At 34.3% G+C, this 25,155-nt stretch carries 24 protein-coding genes and 1 tRNA gene; 17 read left to right on the forward strand and 8 right to left on the reverse strand.

What is annotated here, in order from left to right; genetic code table 11:
* Window positions 1–67 precede the first annotated feature (67 nt).
* Genes ACWGOQ_RS14200 through ACWGOQ_RS14215 form a run of 4 tightly spaced genes read left to right on the forward strand, consistent with a single transcriptional unit; the run spans window position 68 to window position 2,404 of the window.
* Complete coding sequence (locus ACWGOQ_RS14200; protein WP_452058964.1) at window positions 68–679, forward strand: LUD domain-containing protein; 612 nt, start codon at window positions 68–70, stop codon at window positions 677–679.
* Between the two features lies 1 nt (window position 680).
* Window positions 681–1,490, forward strand: coding sequence for a phosphatidate cytidylyltransferase (locus tag ACWGOQ_RS14205; RefSeq protein ID WP_452058963.1), 810 nt, complete (start codon window positions 681–683; stop codon window positions 1,488–1,490).
* Entirely contained in the window at window positions 1,480–2,127 is a 648-nt protein-coding gene (locus ACWGOQ_RS14210; protein WP_452058962.1) for a phosphatidylserine decarboxylase family protein, read from the forward strand. The genes ACWGOQ_RS14205 and ACWGOQ_RS14210 overlap by 11 nt, the downstream gene beginning before the upstream one ends.
* Before the next feature lie 7 nt (window positions 2,128–2,134).
* The gene (locus ACWGOQ_RS14215) at window positions 2,135–2,404 is read left to right on the forward strand and encodes an acyl-CoA-binding protein (RefSeq protein ID WP_452058961.1); all 270 of its coding nucleotides are present in this window, start codon (window positions 2,135–2,137) and stop codon (window positions 2,402–2,404) included.
* A 58-nt stretch (window positions 2,405–2,462) separates the two neighbouring features.
* Here the strand turns inward: ACWGOQ_RS14215 and ACWGOQ_RS14220 are convergent, their stop codons facing one another.
* The gene (locus tag ACWGOQ_RS14220) at window positions 2,463–5,096 is read right to left on the reverse strand and encodes a valine--tRNA ligase (protein WP_452058960.1); all 2,634 of its coding nucleotides are present in this window, start codon (window positions 5,094–5,096) and stop codon (window positions 2,463–2,465) included.
* 126 nt (window positions 5,097–5,222) lie between these two features.
* Between ACWGOQ_RS14220 and ACWGOQ_RS14225 the strand changes: the two genes are divergently transcribed.
* Entirely contained in the window at window positions 5,223–5,627 is a 405-nt protein-coding gene (locus tag ACWGOQ_RS14225) for a DUF1573 domain-containing protein (protein ID WP_452058959.1), read from the forward strand.
* 56 nt (window positions 5,628–5,683) lie between these two features.
* Here ACWGOQ_RS14225 and ACWGOQ_RS14230 read toward each other — a convergent pair whose 3' ends face one another.
* Window positions 5,684–7,063, reverse strand: a complete 1,380-nt coding sequence (locus tag ACWGOQ_RS14230; RefSeq protein WP_452058958.1) for an aspartyl protease family protein — start codon at window positions 7,061–7,063, stop codon at window positions 5,684–5,686.
* Between the two features lie 104 nt (window positions 7,064–7,167).
* Here ACWGOQ_RS14230 and ACWGOQ_RS14235 point away from each other — a divergent pair, with 104 nt between their 5' ends.
* The 4 genes from ACWGOQ_RS14235 (at window position 7,168) to ACWGOQ_RS14250 (ending at window position 10,397) form a co-directional block, all read left to right on the forward strand.
* Window positions 7,168–8,397: a pyridoxal phosphate-dependent aminotransferase gene (locus ACWGOQ_RS14235; RefSeq protein WP_452058957.1), complete on the forward strand. Its 1,230-nt coding sequence runs from the start codon at window positions 7,168–7,170 to the stop codon at window positions 8,395–8,397.
* A gap of 73 nt (window positions 8,398–8,470) precedes the next feature.
* The gene (murB, locus tag ACWGOQ_RS14240; RefSeq protein ID WP_452058956.1) at window positions 8,471–9,484 is read left to right on the forward strand and encodes a UDP-N-acetylmuramate dehydrogenase; all 1,014 of its coding nucleotides are present in this window, start codon (window positions 8,471–8,473) and stop codon (window positions 9,482–9,484) included.
* A gap of 101 nt (window positions 9,485–9,585) precedes the next feature.
* Entirely contained in the window at window positions 9,586–9,792 is a 207-nt protein-coding gene (locus ACWGOQ_RS14245) for a membrane or secreted protein (RefSeq protein ID WP_452058955.1), read from the forward strand.
* Between the two features lie 32 nt (window positions 9,793–9,824).
* Window positions 9,825–10,397 carry an RNA polymerase sigma factor gene (locus tag ACWGOQ_RS14250; RefSeq protein ID WP_452058954.1) on the forward strand — a complete coding sequence of 191 codons (573 nt, stop codon included), beginning with the start codon at window positions 9,825–9,827 and terminating at the stop codon, window positions 10,395–10,397.
* Window positions 10,398–10,453: 56 nt separating this feature from the next.
* Here the strand turns inward: ACWGOQ_RS14250 and ACWGOQ_RS14255 are convergent, their stop codons facing one another.
* On the reverse strand, window positions 10,454–10,687 hold the full coding sequence (locus tag ACWGOQ_RS14255) for a hypothetical protein (protein ID WP_452058953.1): 234 nt from the start codon (window positions 10,685–10,687) through the stop codon (window positions 10,454–10,456).
* A gap of 551 nt (window positions 10,688–11,238) precedes the next feature.
* Here ACWGOQ_RS14255 and lipA point away from each other — a divergent pair.
* From lipA to ACWGOQ_RS14270, 3 genes are all read left to right on the forward strand, one after another.
* Window positions 11,239–12,111 carry a lipoyl synthase gene (gene lipA / locus ACWGOQ_RS14260; protein WP_452058952.1) on the forward strand — a complete coding sequence of 291 codons (873 nt, stop codon included), beginning with the start codon at window positions 11,239–11,241 and terminating at the stop codon, window positions 12,109–12,111.
* Between the two features lie 25 nt (window positions 12,112–12,136).
* Complete coding sequence (gap, locus tag ACWGOQ_RS14265) at window positions 12,137–13,141, forward strand: type I glyceraldehyde-3-phosphate dehydrogenase (protein ID WP_452058951.1); 1,005 nt, start codon at window positions 12,137–12,139, stop codon at window positions 13,139–13,141.
* Window positions 13,142–13,223: 82 nt separating this feature from the next.
* Entirely contained in the window at window positions 13,224–15,398 is a 2,175-nt protein-coding gene (locus tag ACWGOQ_RS14270) for a tetratricopeptide repeat-containing hybrid sensor histidine kinase/response regulator (protein WP_452058950.1), read from the forward strand.
* Between the two features lie 101 nt (window positions 15,399–15,499).
* Here the strand turns inward: ACWGOQ_RS14270 and lpxK are convergent, their stop codons facing one another.
* Window positions 15,500–16,507 carry a tetraacyldisaccharide 4'-kinase gene (gene lpxK / locus ACWGOQ_RS14275; RefSeq protein ID WP_452058949.1) on the reverse strand — a complete coding sequence of 336 codons (1,008 nt, stop codon included), beginning with the start codon at window positions 16,505–16,507 and terminating at the stop codon, window positions 15,500–15,502.
* Window positions 16,508–16,616: 109 nt separating this feature from the next.
* Here lpxK and ACWGOQ_RS14280 point away from each other — a divergent pair, with 109 nt between their 5' ends.
* The 3 genes from ACWGOQ_RS14280 (at window position 16,617) to ACWGOQ_RS14290 (ending at window position 19,819) form a co-directional block, all read left to right on the forward strand.
* Window positions 16,617–17,711, forward strand: a complete 1,095-nt coding sequence (locus ACWGOQ_RS14280) for a Nif3-like dinuclear metal center hexameric protein (protein WP_452058948.1) — start codon at window positions 16,617–16,619, stop codon at window positions 17,709–17,711.
* 3 nt (window positions 17,712–17,714) lie between these two features.
* Window positions 17,715–18,494 carry a zinc ribbon domain-containing protein gene (locus tag ACWGOQ_RS14285; protein WP_452058947.1) on the forward strand — a complete coding sequence of 260 codons (780 nt, stop codon included), beginning with the start codon at window positions 17,715–17,717 and terminating at the stop codon, window positions 18,492–18,494.
* Between the two features lie 71 nt (window positions 18,495–18,565).
* Window positions 18,566–19,819 carry a glycosyltransferase gene (locus ACWGOQ_RS14290; protein ID WP_452058946.1) on the forward strand — a complete coding sequence of 418 codons (1,254 nt, stop codon included), beginning with the start codon at window positions 18,566–18,568 and terminating at the stop codon, window positions 19,817–19,819.
* Here the strand turns inward: ACWGOQ_RS14290 and ACWGOQ_RS14295 are convergent.
* The 4 genes from ACWGOQ_RS14295 to proS form a co-directional block, all read right to left on the reverse strand.
* Complete coding sequence (locus ACWGOQ_RS14295; RefSeq protein WP_452058945.1) at window positions 19,800–20,369, reverse strand: hypothetical protein; 570 nt, start codon at window positions 20,367–20,369, stop codon at window positions 19,800–19,802. The two genes, ACWGOQ_RS14290 and ACWGOQ_RS14295, sit on opposite strands and share 20 nt — an antisense overlap.
* A 127-nt stretch (window positions 20,370–20,496) precedes the next feature.
* Entirely contained in the window at window positions 20,497–20,745 is a 249-nt protein-coding gene (gene rpsT, locus ACWGOQ_RS14300; RefSeq protein WP_298318303.1) for a 30S ribosomal protein S20, read from the reverse strand.
* Between the two features lie 36 nt (window positions 20,746–20,781).
* Window positions 20,782–20,853: transfer RNA gene (locus tag ACWGOQ_RS14305), tRNA-Glu, on the reverse strand.
* Between the two features lie 78 nt (window positions 20,854–20,931).
* A complete protein-coding gene (gene proS / locus ACWGOQ_RS14310; RefSeq protein ID WP_452058944.1) occupies window positions 20,932–22,410 on the reverse strand; it encodes a proline--tRNA ligase in 1,479 nt (492 codons plus the stop codon).
* Between the two features lie 99 nt (window positions 22,411–22,509).
* Here proS and ACWGOQ_RS14315 point away from each other — a divergent pair, with 99 nt between their 5' ends.
* Entirely contained in the window at window positions 22,510–23,556 is a 1,047-nt protein-coding gene (locus tag ACWGOQ_RS14315; protein WP_452058943.1) for a hypothetical protein, read from the forward strand.
* Window positions 23,516–25,102 carry an OmpP1/FadL family transporter gene (locus ACWGOQ_RS14320; RefSeq protein WP_452058942.1) on the forward strand — a complete coding sequence of 529 codons (1,587 nt, stop codon included), beginning with the start codon at window positions 23,516–23,518 and terminating at the stop codon, window positions 25,100–25,102. Before ACWGOQ_RS14315 ends, ACWGOQ_RS14320 begins: the two co-directional genes overlap by 41 nt.
* Window positions 25,103–25,155 lie beyond the last annotated feature (53 nt).

The following is a 25,155-nucleotide window of genomic DNA, read 5'->3' on the forward strand; positions in this document are numbered from 1 at the left end:
TATTGGGTTAAGATTTTTTTATCTTTGAAAGTATTGTTAACCCGTAATCTCCGATCGAATCGAAAAAATGAGTCTATTTAGAAGAATATTTTTCTCAAAATCTAAATCAGACCAAAAGAGTAAGGAACGCCACGCTGAAGATCGCAGTAAATATATGCCTGAAATCAACCTTCCGGTTGATGAAAGTTTTATGATTAACTTCAAAAGAAATGGAGGCAAATTTTTATATTGCGATAGTGAAGATGAAGTGCTTGACTCTTTTGATAAGATTCTTTTAGAGAATGATTGGTATGAAAAAGATGTATGCTGTTTTGATATGGGATTAGAACATAAGTTTTCAGGATTTAATCTTAATTATACCAAAAAAACACCAGCTTCTTTCTTTTTTGCTACATGCGAATACCTCATAGCTGATAGTGGCGCGATCCTAATATCCTCGAACCAGTTGAGAGAAAAAAAACTTACTGAGTTACCGGATGATTTCATTATACTAGCATCTACAAGCCAGCTAGTTAGCAGCATTGGCGAGGGGTTAAAAGGAATCAAAGAAAAAAACAAAAATTCAATTCCTTCCAATATTACAACAATCAAAAACTTCGAACCGCAAAAAGAAAAAGACTTCTTAAGTTACGGAAGTAGCTCAAAAAATCTATATTTGTTGCTGCTGGAAGATTTATAATATGAAGGAACTGCTTACAAGGTCTTTATCGGGCTTTTTTTACATCTCGATATTGCTAATTTCTATATTTATTTCTAAATATACTTTTATAGGGATATTTCTGGTCTTTGGCGTTATTTGCATTTATGAATTTCAAAAATTAATCCATCTAAAAAAAACCTGGCTGTATTTTGTTTTTATCGGATTCCTCCTTTTATTTCACACTTCTAGTTTTCGAGTTCCAAGAGCAGTGATTTTTACTGTATTAGGACTTACTATAATGACGCAGGCATTTTTAGTTAAAGATCTTATCACGATTAGGATAATCCCAATGTATGAAAAGAGAAAATATCGTACTAGTATATTTTATCTTATCACCTCTATGGTTTTTTTAACGCTTATACCCAGCTATAATGACGGATATGATCCTATTATGGTCGCAGGACCATTTTTGATGATTTGGACAAACGATACATTTGCTTATTTGGTCGGTAAAAACTTTGGCAAACATAAATTACTAGAACGTATCTCCCCAAAAAAAACTATTGAAGGATTTCTAGGAGGTTTTCTTTTTACTTTATTAGCCGGATATTTAATTGCGATATTTTCTGATACTTTATCTGTACTTGTTTGGTTGATTATAAGCATAATTATGAGTATTTTTGGTACGCTTGGAGACTTAATACAATCTAAATTTAAGAGACAGGCAGGAGTAAAAGACAGCGGATCCATAATGCCCGGACATGGTGGGATTTTTGATCGTTTGGATAGTATTATATTTGCCGCTCCGTTTTTATATGCATTTTTACAAATATTAAAGTATGTTCCATAAAGAAGGTTATAAAATCATTTCAGTAGCGATAGTACTTTTTCTTGGTATTAATGCAGCGGCGTATGTTTCGATTCAGATAGATGAGTGGATTGTTGCTATATTTTCTGTTACCCTTGTATTTTTGATACTTATATTACAATTTTTCAGAAATCCAAAAAGACACACCAATGTCAATGACAATACGGTCGTAGCACCTGTAGACGGCAAAGTTGTAGTAATTGAGGAAGTATTTGAGAAAGAATATTTTAAAGAAAAAAGATTGCAAGTTTCAATTTTTATGTCTCCTGTGAACGTACATGTTACCAGACATCCAATTAATGGAGAGGTAAAATTTAGCAAATACCATCCTGGAAAATACCTTGTTGCGTGGCATCCCAAAGCCTCTGAAGAAAATGAAAGAACCACAGTCGTGGTAAAAAACAATATTGTTGAGGTTCTTTATCGTCAAATTGCTGGAGCACTAGCAAAAAGAATCGTAAATTATGCTAAAGAAGGTGAAAAAGTACTGCAAGGCTCTGATAGTGGATTTATCAAATTTGGCTCCAGAGTAGATGTATATTTGCCGTTAGGAACTGAGATCAACGTTTCTTTAGATCAAAAAGTTAAGGGAGGAGAAAGTATTATCGCTAACGTTTAGTACAGGTATGACTAATGATGAGCTAAATATCGCTTTTGAAAAGGCCTTTGAAAAAGCCTGCTATACTAAAACAGAATTACCTCCTGATGTTATGTTACATTTTTATGCATATTACAAACAGGCTACCTATACTGAAGGGTTCTACACTCCGTCTGGAAATAGTGAGCTTAGAAATGCATTTAAACTCAATGCTCTTTTCCAGGTAAAGAATCTTAGTCCAAAAGAAGCTAAATTAAAGTATATAGCACTTGTAAATAAATATATTACTGACGTATAAAAAACCTCCTTTATATAATCCAAAGGAGCTTTTTCAGTATGTTTTTTTATTCAATAATCTATTGCAGGCTAGACAAACTCGATTTCAGCGTTGCTATTTTGGCTTCTGCGTCAGCTTCTTTCTTCCGTTCATTGGCGATCACCTGTTCGGGAGCGTTATTTACAAAACGTTCATTTTGAAGTTTTTTCTGTACGGATTTTAAAAACCCTTCAGTATAGGTTAATTCTTCCGAAAGTTTTTTAATCTCATCCTCTACATTAACAGCACCAGAAACAGGAATGAAGTATTCGTTAGATTTAACTCTGAAAGAAAGTGCTCCATCCACTTTTTCTTTCACATAATTTAAAGAAGAAATATTACCCAGCTTACTTACAACAGTATCAAAAGTTGACTGTATATTTTCACTATTCATTATGGACAATTCGATTGTTTCTTTAAATGAAATATTCTTTTCTTTACGAATAGTTCTAATTCCAGAGATCACATCACTAGCAACCTCAAATTCTTTAATCAGATTTTCATCCACAGAAGTTATTTCAGGCCAACGTGATACAATTAACGCATCTTCTGGTGTACGATTGGTAATATCCTGCCATATTTCTTCCGAAATAAAAGGAACAAAAGGATGAGAAATTTTCAAATTATCTTCTAAGATTGTGATCACTTCTTTATAAGTTTTAGCGTCAATAGGAGCTTGATAAGCCGGTTTGATCATTTCTAATAACCAACTACTAAAATCATCTCTAACTAACTTATAAGTGATCATTAAAGCATCGCTTATACGATATTTGGAATAAGCATCTTCTAGGTCCAATAAAGCTTTTTGAAATTTAGATCGATACCATTCTATGGCTATCCTAGAAGATTCTGGCTGCTCTATTTCCGTATCTACTTCCCAACCACTGATAAGGTTGTAAGAGTTATAGATCTTATTTACAAAAGACTTTCTTCCTTGATCACATAAATCTTCATCAAACATCAAGTCATTTCCTGCCGGTGCACTTAATAACAATCCTACACGTACGCCATCCGCACCATATTCCTCGATTAATTTTAATGCATCTGGAGAATTTCCTAATTGTTTGGACATTTTTCGCCGCTGTTTATCCCTTACAATACCCGTAAAATATACATTAGAAAAAGGCTTTTCATCTCTATAATGATACCCAGCAACGATCATTCTTGCCACCCAGAAGAAAATAATATCTGGTCCTGTTACCAAGTCATTTGTCGGATAATAGTAGTTAATTTCTTCATTATCTGGCTCTAGGATCCCATTAAATACACTCATTGGCCATAACCAAGATGAAAACCACGTATCCAATGCATCCGGGTCTTGTGTTAGATCAGCTATAGTTAACGAACTATTTCCGGTTTTTTCTTTTGCCAAAACTAGTGCTTCTTCCTTACTTTCTGCCACTACAAAATCTTCTTTACCATCACCATAAAAATATGCCGGAATTTGGTGTCCCCACCACAATTGGCGCGAGATATTCCAATCTCTTACATTTTCCATCCAGTGACGATACGTATTTATGAATTTCTCAGGAACCAGATTCACATCTTTTTCTAAAACAGCATCTAGCGCTGGTTTTGCCAAGTCTTCCATCTTCAGAAACCATTGATCGCTTAACTTGGGCTCTATGACAGCTTTTGTGCGTTCACTTGTTCCAACCTTGTTTAGATGCGTCTCTGTTTTTTCCAGAGCACCTAACACCTCAAGTTCTTTTACTATTTCTTTTCGAACTACGAAACGATCTTTTCCTTCATAATGTAATCCGAAAGAATTAAGCGTAACATCATCATTAAAAATATCAATTACATCTAAATTATGTTTATCACCTAGCTCTTTATCATTTGGATCGTGCGCAGGAGTTACTTTAAGACACCCTGTACCAAATTCCATATCTACATATTCATCTTCAATAATCGGAATTGCTCTATTAGAAATAGGCACAATTGCTTTTTTACCTTTCAGGTGTGTAAAGCGCTCATCATTTGGATTGATACAAATAGCTGTGTCACCCATAATCGTTTCCGGGCGTGTAGTTGCTATCGTTAAGGTATCATTGCTTCCATCAATCTTATATTTCAAATAGTACAGATTACCGTTCTTTTCTTCATATATTACTTCTTCATCGGACAATGTTGTCTTTGCTTCAGGGTCCCAATTTACCATTCGGTATCCCCTGTAAATAAGCCCTTTATTATATAGATCTACAAAAACTTTAATCACAGATGCAGACAAGTTGTCATCCATTGTAAAAGCAGTGCGCTCCCAATCACAAGAGGCTCCTAGTTTTTTAAGCTGTTCGAGGATAATCCCCCCATGTTTATCTGTCCATTTCCAGGCATGCTCCAAAAATTCTGCTCGTGTCAGATTATTTTTATCAATTCCTTCTTCTTTCAATTTTGCTACTACTTTGGCTTCAGTAGCGATGGATGCGTGATCGGTACCAGGAACCCAACAGGCGTTATAACCATTGAGGCGAGCTCTTCTAATCAACACATCTTGGATGGTATTATTGAGCATGTGTCCCATATGTAGCACTCCTGTCACATTTGGCGGAGGAATCACAATGGTATATGCTTCTCTTTGATCGACTTCAGAATGGAAATAATTGTTCTCCATCCAATAGGTATACCACTTGTCTTCTATTGATTTTGCATCATATTTTCCTGCTAAAGCCATAGTTTGGTCTGATTTTTGGAATTTAGAGTGCAAAAGTAATTATTATATACGACAACGGGAAAGTCTTTCGCAATTTTGAAGTTGGATAAAAAGTAACTACTTTTACACCTTATAAAAACCTACGTTATGAAAAATGTAATAATGATTTTATTTATTGGTTTTCTGGGAGTTACCCTAAACGCTCAAGATACCAAAGCAAAAATTGAATTTAAAACAGATGTGATAGATTATGGTGAAATCACCAAAGGTAGTGATGGTATTCGCCAGTTTGAGTTCACCAATACTGGAGATGCTCCACTGATTATTTCAAGAGTATATTCCAGTTGTGGATGCACCATCCCTAAAAAACCTGAAGATCCAATTGCTCCAGGAGCAACAGGGGTTATTGAAGTTAAATATGACACAAAAAGAGTAGGACCTATTCGTAAAACGATAACAGTATATTCTAATGCGGAGGAATCTACGAAGGCTATCAAAATAAAAGGTACTGTGCTTGATGACACGAAAAGCGTTCTGGAAAAAAAGAACTAGCACATTACAACAATAGCATACTAAGAAAGGTTTTACCATATTTGTAAAACCTTTTTTTATATAACTTTTTTTAGAAAAAATGTAAATTTCATTTCCACTCCTAAACGCTCTACTTTAATAGAAATTTTCTTTCCTTCTTCTGAATAAAACAAATCATTCATATCAGAAAGTTTATATAAATGAGATTTTCTACCGTTTACCTCTAGAACCTTATCTCCTTTTAACAGTCCTGCAAGCGCTGCCGGCGAATTAGGTCTTACTTCTGTAATTTTATATTCTGATTGTAGTGAATATATAAAAGAACTTGCATTTGCTTTAAAAACGTTAATTGAGATCTTGCCTTTATCCTTAGTTACAAAATCTAACGAAGGCCTGGAAGCTCCTTGATGAAAATTATAATCTTTCGCTACTCGTACTCCGCTATGTTGAATCGTAAGTCCGCTCATATTATAATGGAATGGTTTATTAAAGAGACTATTTTTCTTGAACGTTATTTTCTGATTAGGATAGTCTATAATAACATTAAACCTTTTTAAGACACCTCCACCGACAGATCCCTGACGATTTCTTAAAGAAATACCTTGTATGTATAGGGAATCTGGAAAAGATGCTGTCACTTCTTTCACTCTATAGTCTCCGATGTGCAGGCCTTTAACCCTAGTTTTTTGTCCATATATATCGCCATTAAATCCTTTTCCTAAAAAATCTTCAAAAGAATCTTCAGGAACAGTAAGATTGATCTTAGGGTTTTCAAACAACCATAGGGCCGAACTGGAACCAGAATCTAGCAGGAGGTTTACGTCTATAAGCCCTTTAGGTGTTTCATATTTAGCTTTGATTATAGGTCTTGTTCTGCCATTATTCAGGTCTAAGTCTGTTACGTAGCACTTTTTACACTTTTTATATTTATATAAATTTGGCTCGAAAATTTTAATAACTTCTTTAGAGTAACTAATATTTAGAATGAATTTTTTAAAAAAATCATAACCTATAATTCCATGAACCGGAAATCCCATTAAGGGAGAGAAATTCATTGATTCGTCAAAAATCATATAAACCGTATGGTCGTTACTGTAAGCATCTCCAATTTTTAATAAATTACCAGTTGATTTTATGGCTTCTGCCGGTGCCTCATTTCCTAACCCTCTTAAATATATTTTTGAAGCATTTTTTAATTCTAAGGATTCTCTTTTATCGATACTGAAAAGAATAGTAGAACCCACTCCAGTATCTAGTATAAAAGATAGTTGAACTCCATTGAGTTCTACAGGAATTATGATAAGGTTGTTCGCTAATTCAAAATTGATTTTGTCACTACGAACTCCTTCAGGTAATTTAAAACCTTTCTGGGCGGTACTACTAAAAGAAACTATAAAAAGTAGAATTAGGGCTTTCTCTTTAAGAAAATGACAAAAATCCAAGTACGAAATCTCCATTCCTCTAAATATAGAAAAATACTTGAAAATTCATGATAATAATTAACTTAAATCCTAAAGAATTTAAGAAATTTACCGCTATTTTATTTATAAATTCAAAAAGAATGCCTGTAATATCAAATAAAGGTAAAGCAATGCCCGAATCACCTATTCGTAAATTAGCTCCTTTTGCAGAAAAAGCGGTTAAAGATGGAAAGCATATATTTCATCTCAATATCGGTCAACCAGATATCAAAACTCCTATAGAGGCTCTAGATGCCGTAAGAAATCATAAGTTAGATGTTCTTGCGTATAGTCATTCTGCAGGTTTTGAAAGTTTTAGAAAAAAATTAGTTGGTTACTACGCAAAACACGATATCACTATATCCTCTGATGATATTTTGATTACAACCGGAGGAAGCGAAGCTTTGATTTTTACCATGGGTAGTATCACGGATCCCGGTGACGAAATCATTGTTCCTGAACCATTTTATGCCAACTATTATAGTTTTTCTACACAGTCGACAGTAACTGTCGTACCGGTGATTTCTAGAATTAAAGATGGATTTGCACTGCCTTCTATTAAAGAATTCGAAAAACTCATTACACCAAAAACAAAGGCTATTCTTATATGTAATCCAGGTAATCCTACGGGTTATCTATACAGTAAACAAGAAATAAAACAACTTGCTGAACTAGCTATAAAATATGATTTATTTCTAATCTCTGACGAAGTATATAGGGAGTTTGTCTATGAAGATTTAGAGCACTATTCCATATTGCAGGAAAAAACCCTGGATGATCACGCAATTGTTGTTGATTCAGTCTCTAAACGATATAGCATGTGTGGTGCAAGAATTGGCTGCATTGTAAGTAAAAACAAAAGTGTTATGGAAACTGCGATGAAGTTTGCACAAGCAAGATTAAGTCCACCTACTTTTGCACAGATTGCAAGCGAGGCTGCTTTAGAAGCTCCAGATTCTTATTACAAAGAGACTGTTGCAAAATACAAAGCAAGAAGAGATACCTTGGTAGAAGGATTAAGGCAGATTCCAGGTGTTACGGTCGCCACTCCGAACGGAGCGTTTTATTGTATAGCAGAATTGCCCATAAAAGATGCAAATCACTTTGCCAAATGGCTTTTAGACAAATTTCACGTAAATAATGAAACTGTAATGGTTGCGCCAGCTTCAGGATTTTACTCCAGTCCTAATGAGGGGCTAAATCAAGTAAGAATAGCATATGTCTTAAACAGAAGGGACCTTAAAAAAGCAATTAATATACTCAAATTAGCTTTAGAAAAATACCCAAAAAAGGAATCTTTTGTTATTACCGAAGAAAATATTAGTTTGTAGAACTATAAATAACCATATATTTCCCGAAGTAAATTCATGAAAATATAGTATTTAATATAAACCGTACCTTTTTTTGAAAATAGAATTTAATAAATCTCTTAAAAAACATAATACTTTTGGTATTCATGTGAACGCATCAGAATTTCTGACAATCAATTCTGAAAAAGAACTAATTGAGGCGCTTTCCACTCACAAAGAAAAGAAAATTTTTATTCTTAGTGGCGGTAGTAATATGCTACTAACAAAAGACCTGAATGCGGTAGTATTGCACATAGCAATTAAGGGTATTACAACAAATTTACAACCTGATAATTCCGTATTGGTATCTGCCAACGCTGGAGAAAACTGGCACGATTTTGTTCAATTCTGTATAGACCATAATTTTGGGGGTTTAGAAAACCTTTCTTTGATACCAGGGTATGTAGGCAGTGCTCCGATTCAAAACATTGGAGCCTATGGAGTGGAGTTAAAAGATAGTTTTGTTAGTTGCGAAGCAATTGATATTCATACCAGAAATAAAAAAAAATTCTCGAAAGAGGACTGCAATTTTGGATACAGAAACTCTATTTTTAAAAATGAGATAAAAGGAAAATATATAATTACCAAAGTAACTTTTAAGTTATCTACAGAAAAACATATTTTGAACACCAGCTATGGAGCAATTGAAAATGCTTTAAAAGAAAAAAATATCACACACCCTACAATTAAAGATGTTGCCGAAGCTGTTATCGCTATCCGAAGAAGCAAATTGCCTGATCCAAATGAAATTGGTAATAGCGGAAGTTTTTTTAAAAACCCGGTGATTCTAAAAGAAAAGTTCACCCAATTACAAAAGTTATATCCAAACATACCTTTTTATAAAGTGGATAGTAAAAATATCAAAGTCCCTGCAGGTTGGCTTATAGAACAGTGTGGTTTTAAGGGTAAACGATGGGGTGATGCCGGGGTACATAGCAAACAAGCCTTAGTATTGGTAAATTATAATAATGCCACCGGACAAGAAATATTAGAACTTTCTAAAAGAATCCAGCAAAAAATAAAAGAGAAATTTCACATTACGTTAGAAACCGAAGTTAATATTATATAAGAGATTTTAATTTTTAAGTTCGTGTTCATCTAATTTTATGGAAATCATAGATTCAGCTATTTTCTTTGTATATTTGTAGCCTAATCTATATTATAATACACATGAAACTTTTATTGCTTACAGTTGGTCTTTTATTCTTGGCATTTGCCGGGATTGCGATTAAGTTATGGGCAAAAAAAGATGGAAAATTTGCCGGTACCTGTGCAAGTCAAAGTCCATTTCTTAATAAAGAAGGTGAATCTTGTTCTCTATGCGGTAAGACTCCGGATGAATACGCTGACTGCAACGAAACAGAGCACTCTAAATAATCTACTAAAGATTTCTATTCAAAGGCATTTCATTGGAAAAAGAACTCTTAACGCTTTCAGAACATATAAAAAAGGCTAAAGAAGGTAGACAAGCTTCTTTTAGTTATCTGTTAGACACGTTTTGGAACGATGTTTTTAATTTTCAGTTGAAGAGAACTCAAAACGAATATGAAGCTGAAGATATATCTATCCAAAGCTTTTCTAAGGCATTTGACAAAATAGACACCTTTAAAGAAGAATATAATTTCAAAACCTGGTTAATTCAGATTTCGAAAAATATTCACATTGATTTACTGAGAAAAAAAAATGCCTCTATCCGTTCCAGAACAACAACAGAGGTAGATGATGTAGTGAATAAGATCGTAGATGACACCCCAACACCAGAGGATAAGCTGATTACCGAGCAAAACCTTGCGCAATTGCTTCGATATATTAAACAACTTAAACCGCATTATCAAGAGGTCATAAATTTGCGATATTTTCAGGAATTAAGTTATAAGGAAATTTCTGAAGTATTGGATGAGTCAATGAACAATGTAAAGGTTAAATTACTCAGAGCCCGAAAACTTCTTGCAGAAATTATTAAAAATAAAAAAAAGAATTAATTGGAATTCATATCCAGCTAATTCTCTTTGTTATTAATAAATTTTTCCTTTTCCAGTTACCTAAGACTAAAAGTAGCGATTCTTTTTAGGACTTCGTGCAATGGGTTAATCCATTTATCATTTATTTTCTTATCATATTTGATAAATTTTTGTACTAATCCTTTGGGAGCAGAGATTTCTTTTTCAATACCAGTTATATTAATAAACTTTTGATTACTAATTAACCATTTCTCTACTCGTTTCCTGTTTTTTTTTAACTGTTTTTGTTGTTCTAAATCTTCTTTTGACATTGTGTTTGGTTTTTTTAACTTTTTTTTAATGATTAAAAAATGGGGTTAAGCTAATTTTAACCATGATTTTAAGAGTTTGTACCTAAAATTATGTTTGCCAAAAATATAAAAAAGAATTTTAATTAAACATAAAAGGCGTAATAAATATACGGTTTTACCATAATTTATTTTTAGAATAAAAAAGATTATATCCCCAAAAAACACTTATCTAAGTCAAAAAATATTAACTAAAATACTGTAAATCAATATTTAAGCTAAAATTCTTTGTAACTTAAATTCAACAAGCCTGAGTCATCCATTTCTTAATAAATTTGACTTAAAAATTCCCTTCGAGATATATTTTAAAATTCTAATTGTCCAAAATCCAATTCAAAAAATGAAACATTCTGAATATTTTAAGTGAAAAAGTGATTGTACCAGTAAGATTATCCATTGACAAACATCATATGCATCAATTAAAAATTTTCTAATTAGATGAAACACTTAAGAATATCTAAAACTATATTCTAATCTAAGGTTTCTTTGTACTTTTGTAGAAAATATTGCTGAGTATGAATAATGATGTTACCACTGTAGCTCCTCCAAAAGGAAAACCAAAGTGGCTGCGAGTAAAACTACCTACCGGAAAAAAATATACCGAGCTCCGTGGCTTAGTCGACAAATATAATCTACACACGATATGTACTTCTGGTAGTTGTCCTAATATGGGTGAATGTTGGAGCGAAGGAACTGCTACTTTTATGATACTTGGTAACATCTGCACGAGGTCTTGTGGTTTTTGTGGTGTTAAAACGGGAAGACCAGAAACAGTAGACTGGGAAGAACCCGAAAAAGTGGCCCGTTCTATTAAAATAATGAATATCAAACATGCAGTAATTACCTCTGTCGACCGAGATGATTTAGCTGATGGTGGCTCTATTATCTGGGCAGAAACCATACAGGCAATTCGTAGAATGAATCCTGAAACTACTATAGAGACACTTATACCTGATTTTCAGGGAAAAACCAAAAACATAGATAGGATTATTGCCGTAAAACCAGAAGTAGTTTCACATAATATGGAAACTGTAAAGAGGCTTACAAGAGAGGTTCGAATCCAAGCAAAATACGAACAAAGCCTCAAAGTTTTGAAATACTTAAAGGACCAAGGCATCAACCGAACAAAAAGCGGAATTATGTTGGGACTCGGTGAAACTGAAGAAGAAGTTATAGAGGTTCTGAAGGACTTAAGAGGTGTAGATTTAGATATTGTTACTATTGGTCAATATCTACAACCCAGCAAGAAACATCTTCCCGTAAAACAATTTATCACACCTGATCAATTTAACAAATATGAAGAAATCGGGCTAGAAATGGGATTTAGGCATGTAGAAAGCGGTGCATTAGTAAGATCTTCCTATAAAGCTCAAAAACACCTAACCTAACGTTTTTTTTCTAAGTAATGATGTAATGAACAAACCCATAAGAGTAGCGATTAATGGATTTGGAAGGATTGGTCGTAGCCTATTTAGACTATTAATCAACCATCCCGACATAAAAGTTGTAGCGATAAATGATCTTTCTAATGCCAAAACATTAAGCCATCTTCTAAAATATGACAGCATTCACGGCGTACTGTCTCATGATATTTCTTACACAAACGACAACATTGTAGTTAATAAGACTTCCATTCCATTATTAAATAAAATCCATCCTATAGATTGTAGTTGGGACAAATATAATGTTGATATCGTTGTCGAGGCTACAGGAAAGTTTAAAACCTTAGAAACCGCTAATGATCATATTAAGGCTGGTGCTAAAAGAGTAATTCTTTCTGCTCCTCCGCTGGATGATTCTATAAAAACAATTGTTCTAGGAGTAAATGAAGATATCCTTGATGGTTATGAGACTATTATATCTAACGCTTCCTGTACTACAAATAACGCCGCACCGATGATTAAAGTAATCAATGAACTTTGTGGTATCGAACAAGCTTACATAACCACTGTACATAGCTATACTACTGATCAAAGTTTACACGATCAACCTCATCGTGACCTAAGACGAGCGAGAGCTGCAAGCCAATCTATAGTACCTACTACAACCGGAGCTGCAAAGGCATTGACCAAAATTTTTCCAGATCTTAGCAGTGTTATCGGTGGATGTGGAATTAGAGTTCCCGTTCCAGATGGATCACTTACGGATATCACATTCAATGTAAAAAAAGAAACTTCTATAGAAGAGATTAATAATGCCTTCAAAAATGCAGCTTACTCTCATCTCGAAGGTATTTTAGCCTATACAGAAGACCCGATTGTATCCGTGGATATTATAGGGAACCCGCACTCCTGTATTTTTGACTCTTTGATGACTTCCGTTATCGGAAAGATGGTGAAAATTATTGGCTGGTATGACAATGAAATTGGATATAGTAATAGAATAATGGATTTAATTATCAACATTTGTAAGAAATAACTATATTAGTTGAGTTATTCGAGGAAAAATGCCAATCCAAATCAAAAATTTTATACTTGTTATTCTAGCTTGCTGCTGCTTTATGGCTTCTTCACAAACCGAAGAAATCCAAGAAAACAACGAAGTGAAAGTAAAAGATGTTATTGAAAACTATTTATCAAAAGCATCTTATGCAATAAACACTGCCCAATTAGCGACTGCCTTAGAAAATATTACGCTGGCAAAAGAACTTGCTGTAGAACACGAAAATAAAACCTATAGAGCAAAGACCAATCGCGTTTTGGCCGAATTATATTCTAAACTTGGCGATCTCGAAAGTGCAAAAGAACAAATAGAAAGTGCATTAAAGTTTCAAGTTGAAGAGAAAAATGAACTTGAGCTGGCTAATTCTTATATCGTTTATGGATCCATTAATACAGAGCTAAAAGATTTTGAAAACGCCAAAAAATATCTAAAACTTGCTTATTCCTTGGTCGAAAAAAATAATCTGGAAAAACTAGAAGGTCCCGTGAAAATAAATATAGGTCTTCTTGCTTTAGAAATGAATCAGCCAGAGCAGGCAATAAATCACTTTAACAGTGCGCTACCTAAAATAGATGCTTTGGGGCAATCTTATTATAAAGCTAAATTATATACTAATAAAGCAAGAGCTCAAATGGCTATGGAGCAACTAGATGACGCCATAGAAACAAACCATTTGGCTATGCAGATTGGCTCGGAAATGAAATATTTGGAAATACAATCCGAAAGTTTTGAATTGTATAGTCAAATCTATGAGAAGAAAGAAGAATATAATACCTCACTTATAAATTTAAAATCATATCAGCGATTTAAAGATTCCTTATTTAATATTGATAAAGAAATTATTGCTCAGGAAGCCAGGGCAAAACTTAATATGGGTGATGATAAGGTAAAAATAAAAGAGCTAAAAGAAGAAAACAAGCAACAACAAAAGTCTCTGAAATTGGGGCGTCTAACGACGATATTAAGTATTGCACTAATAACAATATTATCACTTCTTACCCTTTCTTTGTATAAAAACAACAACCTGCGAGCAAGAGCTAATGAACTGCTGCAAAATAAAAACACAGAACTTATTCTGGCAAAAGAAAATGCAGAACGTGCCAGTGAAGCAAAGGTTCAGTTCTTATCCACCATCACACATGAACTTCGAACCCCACTATATGCTGTTACAGGATTAACGCATTTATTACTTGAAGAAAGCCCCACTCCAAATCAAAAAGAGCACCTTAATTCGTTAAAATTTTCCGGAGAATATTTACTTTCCTTAATTAATAATATTTTAGATTTAAACAAACTAGAAGCAAATAAGGTAGAGATCGAAAACACCTCCTTTAATTTACAAAAAAGGATTAATGACGTCCTGATCGCTTTAGGAAAATCGGCAAAAGACCGTAATAATAAACTCCATTATGAATTCGATAAATCCATTCCGACCAAACTCAAGGGAGATCCATTAAAAATATCTCAAATCCTCATTAATCTACTCGGCAACTCAATCAAGTTTACCCAAAACGGTGATATCTGGATTAAAGTAAAGATGATTAATCGTATTGAAAGTAAGGTTTTTCTTAATTTCGAAATTAAAGATAATGGCGTAGGGATATCAGATAAGAAGCAGCAAAGTATTTTTGAAAACTTTACACAAGGATCTGTGCAGATAAATAGAAAGTTCGGGGGTACCGGTTTAGGATTGTCCATTGTAAAAAACCTACTTTCTTTAATGGATAGTGAGATTAAATTAGAAAGTGAGCTCGGACAGGGATCTAGATTTTATTTTGATCTTAAATTTGAGGTTTTTGAAGATGTGGTCTCTAATTATCAAGAAGAAGCGAAAAAAATTGATTATGGAATAATGGTAGACAAAAGAATATTGGTTGTAGAAGACAATAAAATCAACCAACTTATTACGAGAAAAATTTTAGAAAAGAGCAAAATGATTTGCGATGTAGCAGACAATGGAGATATTGCAGTAAGCAAAGCAAAAAACAATGAATTCGACTTAATTCTTATGGATATTCACATGCCAGGAATTAGCGGAATTGAAGCAACAAAACTTATTAGAGAGTTTGATACGGATATACCAATAGTAGCCTTAACGGCTGTAACATTGGATGACAATTTAGATGAATTTTATGACAATGGTTTTAGTGACATCATCCCTAAACCTTACAAAACAGAAGAGTTTTTTACCAAACTACACAAAGCACTATCAAAGGAACAAACTACATCCTGATTAGTTTGGCACATCTCTTGATTATATTCTAACTCAACCTAGAACATTATTTTCTTTGTTTGTGTTAGCCAAAATATAGAAATGAGGTCCTACTCAAGGCCTCATTTTTTTATATACTGAAGAATGGTATTATCAAAAACTTCTTGATTATCAATAAACTTCATCTCTATTGGCTGATACCACAATACATCCTCAGAAAAATTAGAAACCAATCGTACATAATCTTTTTCTGTTGTAAGTATGCACCTATGCTTTTTTAACTCATCAATTTCATTATCTGTAAAGTTATGGTGATCCGGATATCGCACATGAGTAAAATCAAAACCTAAAGAACGATAATAATCAACTAAGGGCTGAGGATTCGCAATTCCTGTGACTAACGTAAACGGAGTGTTTTTCAGCGATCGGATGGATCTCTTTCCTGATACACTTATAACATCATCTCCATAATCAATAGTAGCAAACAACAAGATTTGACCTGGTTTTATCTTTAATTTTTTCGTTATACTTTGCCGAACTTCATCTCTTATATTATTTGGGCATTTAGTGACCACAATAATATCCGCTCGATCAGCCCCTTTTCTAGGCTCTCTTAAGTTTCCGGTTGGCAGCATAATATCATCACAGTACAAATCATAATAAGGCGTAAGCAGAACATAAAAACCCGCTTTTACTTTGCGATGTTGATACGCATCATCTAACAGAATAACTTCAGGTTTTGGGTTCAATTCAATTAGAATTGATATGCCATTACGCCTATCAGCGTCAACAGCTACAGTTACATTTGTAAATTTAGTTTTAAACTGCAAGGGCTCATCACCAACTGCTTTTGCGGTAGAATCCATTTTTACCAGCTGAAACCCTTTGGTGTTTCTTTTATAACCTCTACTCAATGTTGCTAAAGCTACGTTATCTTTTAATAAACGAATAAGGTATTCTATCATTGGTGATTTACCAGTACCTCCCACACTTAGATTCCCGACAGCTATCACTGGAAAATTATAGGAAACTGATTTTTTGATTCCTACATCAAATAGTATATTCCGAAACCAAGTCACGAAATAATATATAGGAACAATAGGTAAGAGTATTTTTCGTAATAAATTCAAATGTATAAAACTTGCAGTTATTAATTTTCTATAACAAATGTATAAAACGAAACGTTGATTATTGTCAAAAGTTTTTTTACATTCCATTAATATTTAAAAACATTCACTGATGCAGATAAAAGAGGTCATACAACACCTTGAAAATTTAGCCCCAACAAACTATGCCGAAGATTTTGATAATGTCGGGTTATTGGTGGGAGATAAAAACACGATAGTTACCGGAATCCTAGTCACGCTAGATACGTTAGAAGTTATTGTAGATGAGGCTATAGAAAAAAACTGTAATCTTATTATCAGCTTCCACCCTATCGTTTTCAAAGGCTTAAAAAAATTTAATGGTACTAATTATGTAGAGCGTGTGATAATGAAAGCTATCAAACATGAGATCGCTATTTTTGCTATTCATACCGCATTAGACAATGCCCTGTATGGAGTAAATGATATGATGTGTAATCAATTAGGTTTATTAAATAGAAAAATTCTTATTCCACAAAGCGGACACATAAAAAAACTAATCACTTTTGTTCCAAATAAAGAAGCGGAATCTTTACGATCTAAACTATTTGAAGCTGGTGCCGGAACTATTGGTAATTACGATCATTGTAGTTTTTCTACAGAAGGCACAGGAACTTTTAGAGCTTCTGAAGAAGCAAATCCCTCTGTAGGAGTGATTGGTACAACTCATAAAGAGAAAGAAACTCAAATACACATTACATATGCAAAACATCGGGAAGGCGATATTATAAAAGCCTTAGTGGACAATCATTCTTATGAAGAAGTAGCTTATGAAATCACAACTCTAGAAAATAAAAACCAGCATATTGGCATAGGAATGATTGGGGAACTACCGGAAGAAATCAAAGAAACTGAATTCTTAAAACATATCAAAAAAGTTTTTAAAACAGGCTGTGTAAGGCATTCAGCACTATTGGATAAACCGATAAAAAAAGTTGCAGTGTTAGGAGGAAGTGGCAGCTTTGCGATTAGAAATGCACAAGTAGCCGGAGCAGATATATTTATTACTGCAGATCTTAAGTATCATCAGTTTTATGAAGCCGAAAACAAGTTAATTCTTGCAGATATTGGTCATTATGAAAGTGAACAGTACACAAAAAACCTAATTGTTAGTTATCTTAGAAAAAAAATCAGTAATTTTGCAATCATTTTATCGGATAAAAACACCAATCCCATTCAATACATATAAAATATGGCAAAGAAAGAAGTTACTGTTGAGCAAAAATTAAGAGCACTATATGATTTGCAATTAATTGACTCTAGAGTTGATGAGATTAGAAATGTACGTGGAGAGCTTCCATTAGAAGTAGAAGATCTTGAAGATGAAGTAACCGGACTAAACAAAAGATTAGAAAAACTAAATAACGATCTTGAAACTATTGATGAGAGCATCAAGACTAAGAAAAACCTAATCGAAGAAGCAAAATCTTTAATTAAAAAGTACGGAGAGCAACAAAAAAATGTACGTAACAATCGTGAGTACAATTCTCTTAGTAAAGAAATAGAATTCCAAGAATTAGAAATTCAGTTGTCCGAAAAACATATTAAAGAATTTAAAGTACAGATCGTTCAGAAAAATGAAATCATAGATCAGACCAAAGAACGTCTTTCTGAAAGAAATAAACACCTTACACATAAGAAAGGTGAACTTGATGCCATTCTTGCCGAAACAGAAAAAGAAGAACAAGCTTTAATTGCTAAATCTGAGGATTACCAGAAACAAATCGAAGAAAGATTGGTGGCGGCATATAAAAGAATAAGAGAAAACGTTAAGAATGGTTTAGCAGTAGTACCTATTGAGCGTGGAGCTTCTGGAGGTTCTTTCTTTACGATTCCTCCACAGGTTCAAATGGAAATTGCTTCTCGTAAAAAAATCATTACTGATGAGCATAGTGGACGTATTTTAGTAGACCAGGCACTAGCACAAGAAGAAAAAGAAAAAATGGAGACAATGTTTTCTAAGTTGTCTTAAACTGTTTTTTTCTATAATATTATAGCCTCAGAAATTTCTGAGGCTTTTTTATTTTTATAAATGACCAACCAATGAATCACATTCTCATTATAGGCTGTGTATGGCCAGAGCCCAATTCGTCAGCTGCCGGAATCAGGATGCTACAATTAATACGATTATTCCTATTAAAGGGCTGGAAAATCACTTTTGCCAGTACAGCAACAGAAAGTGATCATATGTGGGATATAGAAAGCTTAGGAGTTACTAGAGTCTATATTCTTATCAATGATGCCAGCTTTGATAGATTTATAAGCAAATTAAAGCCAAACATGGTTATGTTCGACAGATTTATGACTGAAGAGCAATTTGGATGGAGAGTCTCAAAACATATACCAGAAGCGGTTAGAATCTTAAACACAGAAGACTTGCATAGTCTTCGTAGGACCAGACAAGAAGCTTGTAAATCAGGGACTACATTTAGTTATTCAGATTTAAAGAATAGCGACATTACAAAAAGAGAAATCGCTAGCATCTATCGTTCTGACCTATCTTTAATAATCTCTGATTTTGAAATAAATGTATTAAAAGAGCATTTCAATATCCATAATAGCCTTTTATATTATATGCCTTTTTTGCTAGAGTCTATAACAACAGAAACTAAAAATAACTGGCCTAAATTTGATAAAAGAAATCATTTTATAACCATTGGAAACTTTCGTCACGAACCAAACTGGAACGCAGTATTGTATTTAAAGGAAGCCATTTGGCCTCTTATCAGAAAACAGCTGCCAGAAATAGAGCTACATATATATGGTGCGTATCCACCCCCAAAAGCTACCCAATTACACAGTCCTCAAACAGGTTTCCACATTAAAGGCTGGACAAAAAATGCAGCACATACTGTAAGGCAAGCTCGCATATGTTTGGCACCATTACGATTTGGTGCGGGAGTTAAAGGTAAATTAGTCGAGAGCATGGTATGCGGAACTCCAAGTATAACGACAACTATCGGAGCAGAAGGAATACAAGGAGAAGATTCAGATTGGAATGGCTTTATCAAGGACAACCCAGAAGAATTTGCAAATGCAGCGGTTAAGTTATATTGTAATGAGAATATATGGTATCAAGCGCAACAAAACGGGATTGAGATTATTAACACCCGATTTAAGAAAGAAGAATTAGGTGACCGATTTATCCAACATATAACGAATCTTCAAAACAATCTTGAAGAACACCGTAGTCAGAACTTCATAGGCTCTATGCTACATTACCATACGATGAGAAGTACCGAATTTATGGCAAGATGGATTGAAGAAAAGAATAAAATCAATGACCCAGATAATTAACCACTAACTGTTCTACACCAAAAATCAAAGCCATTAACAGCATTACAATCAATATTCTAGACAGACCAAACCTGTAGTTGTTATTATTTTTTTCTTCTGGAGCAATTGCTAAAACAAGGGCTTTTATGGAGCAGATTACATGTTCTTTATTGAAATACAAGATCCAAAGCAAGAGTAAGAAATATAGTATTGCACTGGCTAATGCACCATAAGTTTCAAAAAACACGGCATCAAAAACAATAATATTAACCAGAATCGGAATTAGCACTGCTACGCCTATCAACTTAGTTTTATTAAATAAAAGAAGAAAAGCCCCAACCAATTGTGAAATCCCAATAAACAAAATATAAGCATACGAATACCCCATAAAAGTCCAGGCCAAATCATATCCTCCTACTTGCGACAGCGGAATATTTGCAATGTTTTCTGGTAAACCACCTCTTCTATAAAACTGACCTCCAAGTAGCTTACCTGATCCATATATCGATAACAATGCAAAAACGTGCCATCTGGCAGCAAGTTCTATATAATAAGAAAATTTTGAATTCATGTTACGAAGTTTTCTATAAGACAACGCAAAACGAAATCAGGTTACATAAAAACTAAAAAAAGTACAAACAAAAAAGCCTCTCCACAAAAGTGAAAAAGCTTAATTATATATAATAATGTCGTTTCTATTAAAGAGCAGCTACGTATTTCGCTAATTTAGATTTAAGGTTAGCCGCTTTATTATCATGAATAATATTACGCTTTGCTAATCTATCAATCATAGAAACTACTGAAGGAAACAAAGTCTCAGCTTCTTTCTTATCAGCTTCACGTAATTTTTTAATAGCATTACGTGTAGTTTTGTGCTGGTACTTATTTCTAAGACGCTTAGTCTCACTGTTTCTAATTCTCTTTAATGCTGACTTATGATTTGCCATCTTTTCTTTGTTAAATTTCTTTAATTATAAAATTCGTAGCCCGTAGGGGAATCGAACCCCTCTTACCAGGATGAAAACCTGGCGTCCTAGCCGATAGACGAACGGGCCATAGTTGTTTGTCTAAATGCGGATGCAAAAATACAACTATTTTTTAATGGCGCAAGTCTTATTTTATTTTTTTTAAAATTAATACGCTTTAGCAAATAACACTCTTACTTTAGAGGGTTTTCCACTATATACACAGCTGCCTTTTTCTTCTTTAGCGTCAAAAGGGATACAGCGTATTGTTGCTTTGGTCAATTCTTTAATTTTCTGCTCTGTTTCTGCAGTACCATCCCAATGAGCCGATATAAACCCACCTTTATTTTCTAAAACTTGTTTAAATTCCTCAAATGAAGAAACCTCAGTAATATGCTCATCTCTAAACCGAGTTGCTTTTTGGTGTAAACTCTCTTGAATTTCCTTGAGCAAAGATGCTATCGTATCGACCACTTCATCTTTATTGACATACTGTTTTGATAGTGTATCACGACGTGCTAGCTCTACAGTACCTTTTTCCAAATCTTTAGGACCAATAGCAATTCTCAAAGGAACACCTTGCAATTCATATTGCGCAAATTTTGCTCCAGGCCTGTGTGTATCTCTATTATCAAATTTTACAGAAATATCTTTACTTTTCAACTCCTGAACTAATTCATTTGCTACTAAAGAAACTTGGTTTAATTGCTCTTCTCCTTTATAAATTGGGACAACAACTACTTGTATCGGCGCTAGATTAGGCGGCAATACCAATCCGAGATCATCACTATGTGTCATAATAAGCGCACCCATTAACCTTGTAGACACACCCCAAGAAGTCGCCCATACATAATCTAGTTTTCCTTCTTTAGAAGCAAACTTAACATCAAAAGCTTTTGCAAAGTTTTGCCCTAAAAAATGGGATGTTCCTGCCTGTAATGCTCTACCGTCTTGCATCAAAGCTTCAATACAATAGGTGTCTTCAGCCCCGGCAAAGCGTTCACTTTCGGTTTTTCTTCCTTTAATTACTGGAATTGCCATGAAATTCTCTGCAAAATCAGCGTATATATTGTTCATTTGTTCTGTTTCAGCAATCGCCTCTTCTCTGGTTTCGTGAGCAGTGTGACCTTCTTGCCATAAAAACTCTGCAGTCCTTAGAAATAAGCGGGTTCTCATCTCCCATCGCACCACATTGGCCCATTGATTCACTAAAATTGGTAAATCACGATACGACTGTATCCATCCTTTATAAGTATTCCAGATAATTGCCTCAGAAGTTGGTCGAACAATTAGTTCTTCTTCTAATTTTGCATTAGGATCAACAATCAATTTTGCAGGATCCTCAGGATCAGTCTTTAATCTATAATGAGTAACTACAGCGCATTCTTTGGCAAATCCTTCCGCGTTTTTTTCTTCGGCTTCAAACAAACTTTTGGGAACAAATAAAGGAAAATATGCATTTTGATGCCCCGTTTCCTTAAACTTTTGATCTAATTCTGCCTGCATTTTCTCCCAAATCGCATACCCATAAGGCTTAATCACCATACATCCTCTTACCGCTGAATTTTCAGCTAAATCAGCCTTTACGACCAGTTCATTATACCATTTAGAATAATCTTCACTGCGTTTTGTTAGATTTTTGCTCATAACCTGCTATTTGGCACAAATGTTGTGACTTTGTTAAATAAAAAATAGTTAGCGCAAAACTAACTAAATTTGTATTGTTCAACAATAAAATAAAGAGATATGCGACTTAAAAATTATTTAATAAAAAATGGAGCTGTCGGGATGATTCTTGCAGCCTCTTTGCTTATGTTGACATCTTGTGGTTCGTATGAGTATGCATCCTATGATGATGGTATTTATGGTGAAACAAGAAGCCAAGGGTATTATGTACCTCAACCTACCACGTCAGAAACTGAGACAACAACGAATTATTATTCTAATTATTTCTCAGAAAAATCTGCTCAGATTGACAATGTTATAGAAAAAGATGCAATTTTTACGGATGTTGATTCATATGCTAGTGAAAATTATAACCCATCTGACACCACAGGTGTTGCCACCAATTATGAAGGAGGACAACCAGCCTGGGGAAGCGATTATGATGAAGTATCTGTAAACATCATTAATACAGGATGGAATAACTGGGGATGGAATGCCTGGGGTCCTGGAATTGGTTGGGGATGGAACAACTGGGGATACAATACCTGGGGATGGAATGCTGGATGGGGTCCTGGATTTGGCTGGGGATGGAATGCCGGATTTGGTTATGGAAATCCGTATTGGTACGGTGGTGGATTTTGGTGCCCACCTTATTATAACAACGGTTTTGGATTTTATGGAAGAAATCGAGTTGCATACAATAGAGGCTTTAGAAATAGAGGTTTACGATATGCGTATGCCAGTAACTACAACAATAGATCAAGAGCATACTCCAGTAATAGATCAAGAAATCGTTCGTACAACAATAGAAGCACGTACAACAACAGAAGAAGAATTTCTGCAGATAACAATAGAAGAACAAGATCTTCTTCATATTATTCTAACAGGACAAGATCTTTAAATAACAATACTTATTCCAGATCCAGATCTAGTTCTCCAAACAGAAGTAGTACGAGAACCTATAGAGGTACCAGAAACAATTCAGGAACTAGAGGTAGAAGCTATTCAGGCTCCAGAAGCAGCAGCAGAAGTTCTGGATCCGTAAGAAGCAGCAGATCTAGTAGCCGAAGTAGCGGATCCCGCTCTGGTGGTAGTCGAGGAGGAAGAAGCCGTGGAGGAAGAGGATAAGCTTTCATTTATTAAAGGAATACAATCAATAGATATGAAAAATGTTTTTTTATTCATAGGTGTACTGTGCATGTCTTTTCTGAACGCACAGGATATTACGGATGCAGTACGATATTCTCAGCAAGATATTTTAGGAACTGCCCGTTATAGAGCAATGAGTGGAGCCTTTGGAGCTCTGGGAGGTGACATGTCTGCTTTACAAATAAACCCAGCCGGATCCGCAGTTTTCTTGGGGTCTATGGGCTCAATAACACTTTCTTCATCAGATATCCAGAATGATGCCAGTTATCTGAATGGGGTTAGCACCATCTCTTCTTCTACTCTCAATTTTAATCAAATTGGAGCTGTTTTTGTATATAACAATAGAAGAGAATCTTCTGCCCTGAACAAGCTATCACTAAGTATAGCTTATGATCAGACCACAGACTTTAAGGATGAGTTTTTTGTGTTTGGTAGGAGTGGTAATTCAATTGATGATTTTTTTCTAGCTGAAGCCCAAGGAATTCCGTTAGAACTAATAACAGTTAGATCAGGAGAAAGTATTGATGGAGTTTATAGCTTTCTGGGAGAAACCGAAGGATACGGAGTGCAACAAGCTTTTTTAGGGCACGAGTCTTTTATAATTGAAGCAAATGATCTGGATGATCCTAATAACACTTCCTATTTTTCGAACGTTGCATCTGGTTTTTTTGATCAGGATTATTACTATGAAAGTACCGGATTGAACGGAAAGTTTACGATAAATGGAGGAGCTCAAATACATGATAATTTTTTTGTAGGAGTGAATCTTAATTCTCATTTTATCAACTATGATAGAGTAACAGAATTTTTTGAAAGCAATAATAATGCCGGCAGTTCTATCAATGAAATAACATTCACCAATCGTCTTTCTACTATAGGAGCTGGAGTTTCTGCACAAATAGGAGGTATTCTGAAAGTTTCTAATATACTTAGACTAGGAGCTTCCTTAGAATCACCAACCTGGTACTACATTGAAGAAGAAACAATACAACGTGTAGAGACCTTTAGCAATGAAGATGGAAGAGCGTTAGTCGACCCTAATGTAGTTAACATTTTTCCTGAATATGAATTGCGAACACCTGCCAGAGCTACCGGTAGTGTAGCTGTATTGTTTGGAAAACGAGGACTCATTAGTTTAGATTACTCATATAAAGATTATGCTTCTACCGAATTTGACTCTGATGGATTTGATGATTTTTCAGATCTGAACAGACAGATAGAAGATAACTTACAAGGTGCTTCAACACTAAGAATTGGAGGAGAACTACGTAATGGCAACTGGAGTTTTAGAGGTGGTTATGTATACGAAGAAACCCCCTATAAAAATGAGCTCATTCTTGGTGATAGGGAAGGATTATCATTAGGTATCGGATATAGCTTTGGAAAAATAAAATTTGATGTTGCTTATGATTATTCAGAACAAGAGCGTAATCAACAGTTTTATCCCAATTCTGCATTTACAAATTTTGCCACGATAGAAAGCTACCGAGACAATCTTACATTCACATTAAGCTTACATTTATAAGTATTATAATTTACATTTTCATTAAAAAAGGAGTTGGTAGAAACCAACTCCTT

The sequence above is a fragment of the Aquimarina ulvae genome (assembly GCF_053613295.3).

Coding starts and splice junctions, on each gene's coding strand:
- gap (WP_452058951.1), top strand. CDS start 12,137: ATGAACAAACCCATAAGAGTAGCGATTAATGGATTTGGAAGGATTGGT.
- ACWGOQ_RS14200 (WP_452058964.1), top strand. CDS start 68: ATGAGTCTATTTAGAAGAATATTTTTCTCAAAATCTAAATCAGACCAA.
- ACWGOQ_RS14230 (WP_452058958.1), bottom strand. CDS start 7,063: ATGGAGATTTCGTACTTGGATTTTTGTCATTTTCTTAAAGAGAAAGCC.
- ACWGOQ_RS14215 (WP_452058961.1), top strand. CDS start 2,135: ATGACTAATGATGAGCTAAATATCGCTTTTGAAAAGGCCTTTGAAAAA.
- ACWGOQ_RS14285 (WP_452058947.1), top strand. CDS start 17,715: ATGGCAAAGAAAGAAGTTACTGTTGAGCAAAAATTAAGAGCACTATAT.
- ACWGOQ_RS14290 (WP_452058946.1), top strand. CDS start 18,566: ATGAATCACATTCTCATTATAGGCTGTGTATGGCCAGAGCCCAATTCG.
- ACWGOQ_RS14235 (WP_452058957.1), top strand. CDS start 7,168: ATGCCTGTAATATCAAATAAAGGTAAAGCAATGCCCGAATCACCTATT.
- ACWGOQ_RS14245 (WP_452058955.1), top strand. CDS start 9,586: ATGAAACTTTTATTGCTTACAGTTGGTCTTTTATTCTTGGCATTTGCC.
- rpsT (WP_298318303.1), bottom strand. CDS start 20,745: ATGGCAAATCATAAGTCAGCATTAAAGAGAATTAGAAACAGTGAGACT.
- ACWGOQ_RS14205 (WP_452058963.1), top strand. CDS start 681: ATGAAGGAACTGCTTACAAGGTCTTTATCGGGCTTTTTTTACATCTCG.
- ACWGOQ_RS14210 (WP_452058962.1), top strand. CDS start 1,480: ATGTTCCATAAAGAAGGTTATAAAATCATTTCAGTAGCGATAGTACTT.
- lipA (WP_452058952.1), top strand. CDS start 11,239: ATGAATAATGATGTTACCACTGTAGCTCCTCCAAAAGGAAAACCAAAG.
- ACWGOQ_RS14255 (WP_452058953.1), bottom strand. CDS start 10,687: ATGTCAAAAGAAGATTTAGAACAACAAAAACAGTTAAAAAAAAACAGG.
- proS (WP_452058944.1), bottom strand. CDS start 22,410: ATGAGCAAAAATCTAACAAAACGCAGTGAAGATTATTCTAAATGGTAT.
- ACWGOQ_RS14225 (WP_452058959.1), top strand. CDS start 5,223: ATGAAAAATGTAATAATGATTTTATTTATTGGTTTTCTGGGAGTTACC.
- ACWGOQ_RS14295 (WP_452058945.1), bottom strand. CDS start 20,369: ATGAATTCAAAATTTTCTTATTATATAGAACTTGCTGCCAGATGGCAC.
- ACWGOQ_RS14220 (WP_452058960.1), bottom strand. CDS start 5,096: ATGGCTTTAGCAGGAAAATATGATGCAAAATCAATAGAAGACAAGTGG.
- ACWGOQ_RS14270 (WP_452058950.1), top strand. CDS start 13,224: ATGGCTTCTTCACAAACCGAAGAAATCCAAGAAAACAACGAAGTGAAA.
- ACWGOQ_RS14280 (WP_452058948.1), top strand. CDS start 16,617: ATGCAGATAAAAGAGGTCATACAACACCTTGAAAATTTAGCCCCAACA.
- ACWGOQ_RS14315 (WP_452058943.1), top strand. CDS start 22,510: ATGCGACTTAAAAATTATTTAATAAAAAATGGAGCTGTCGGGATGATT.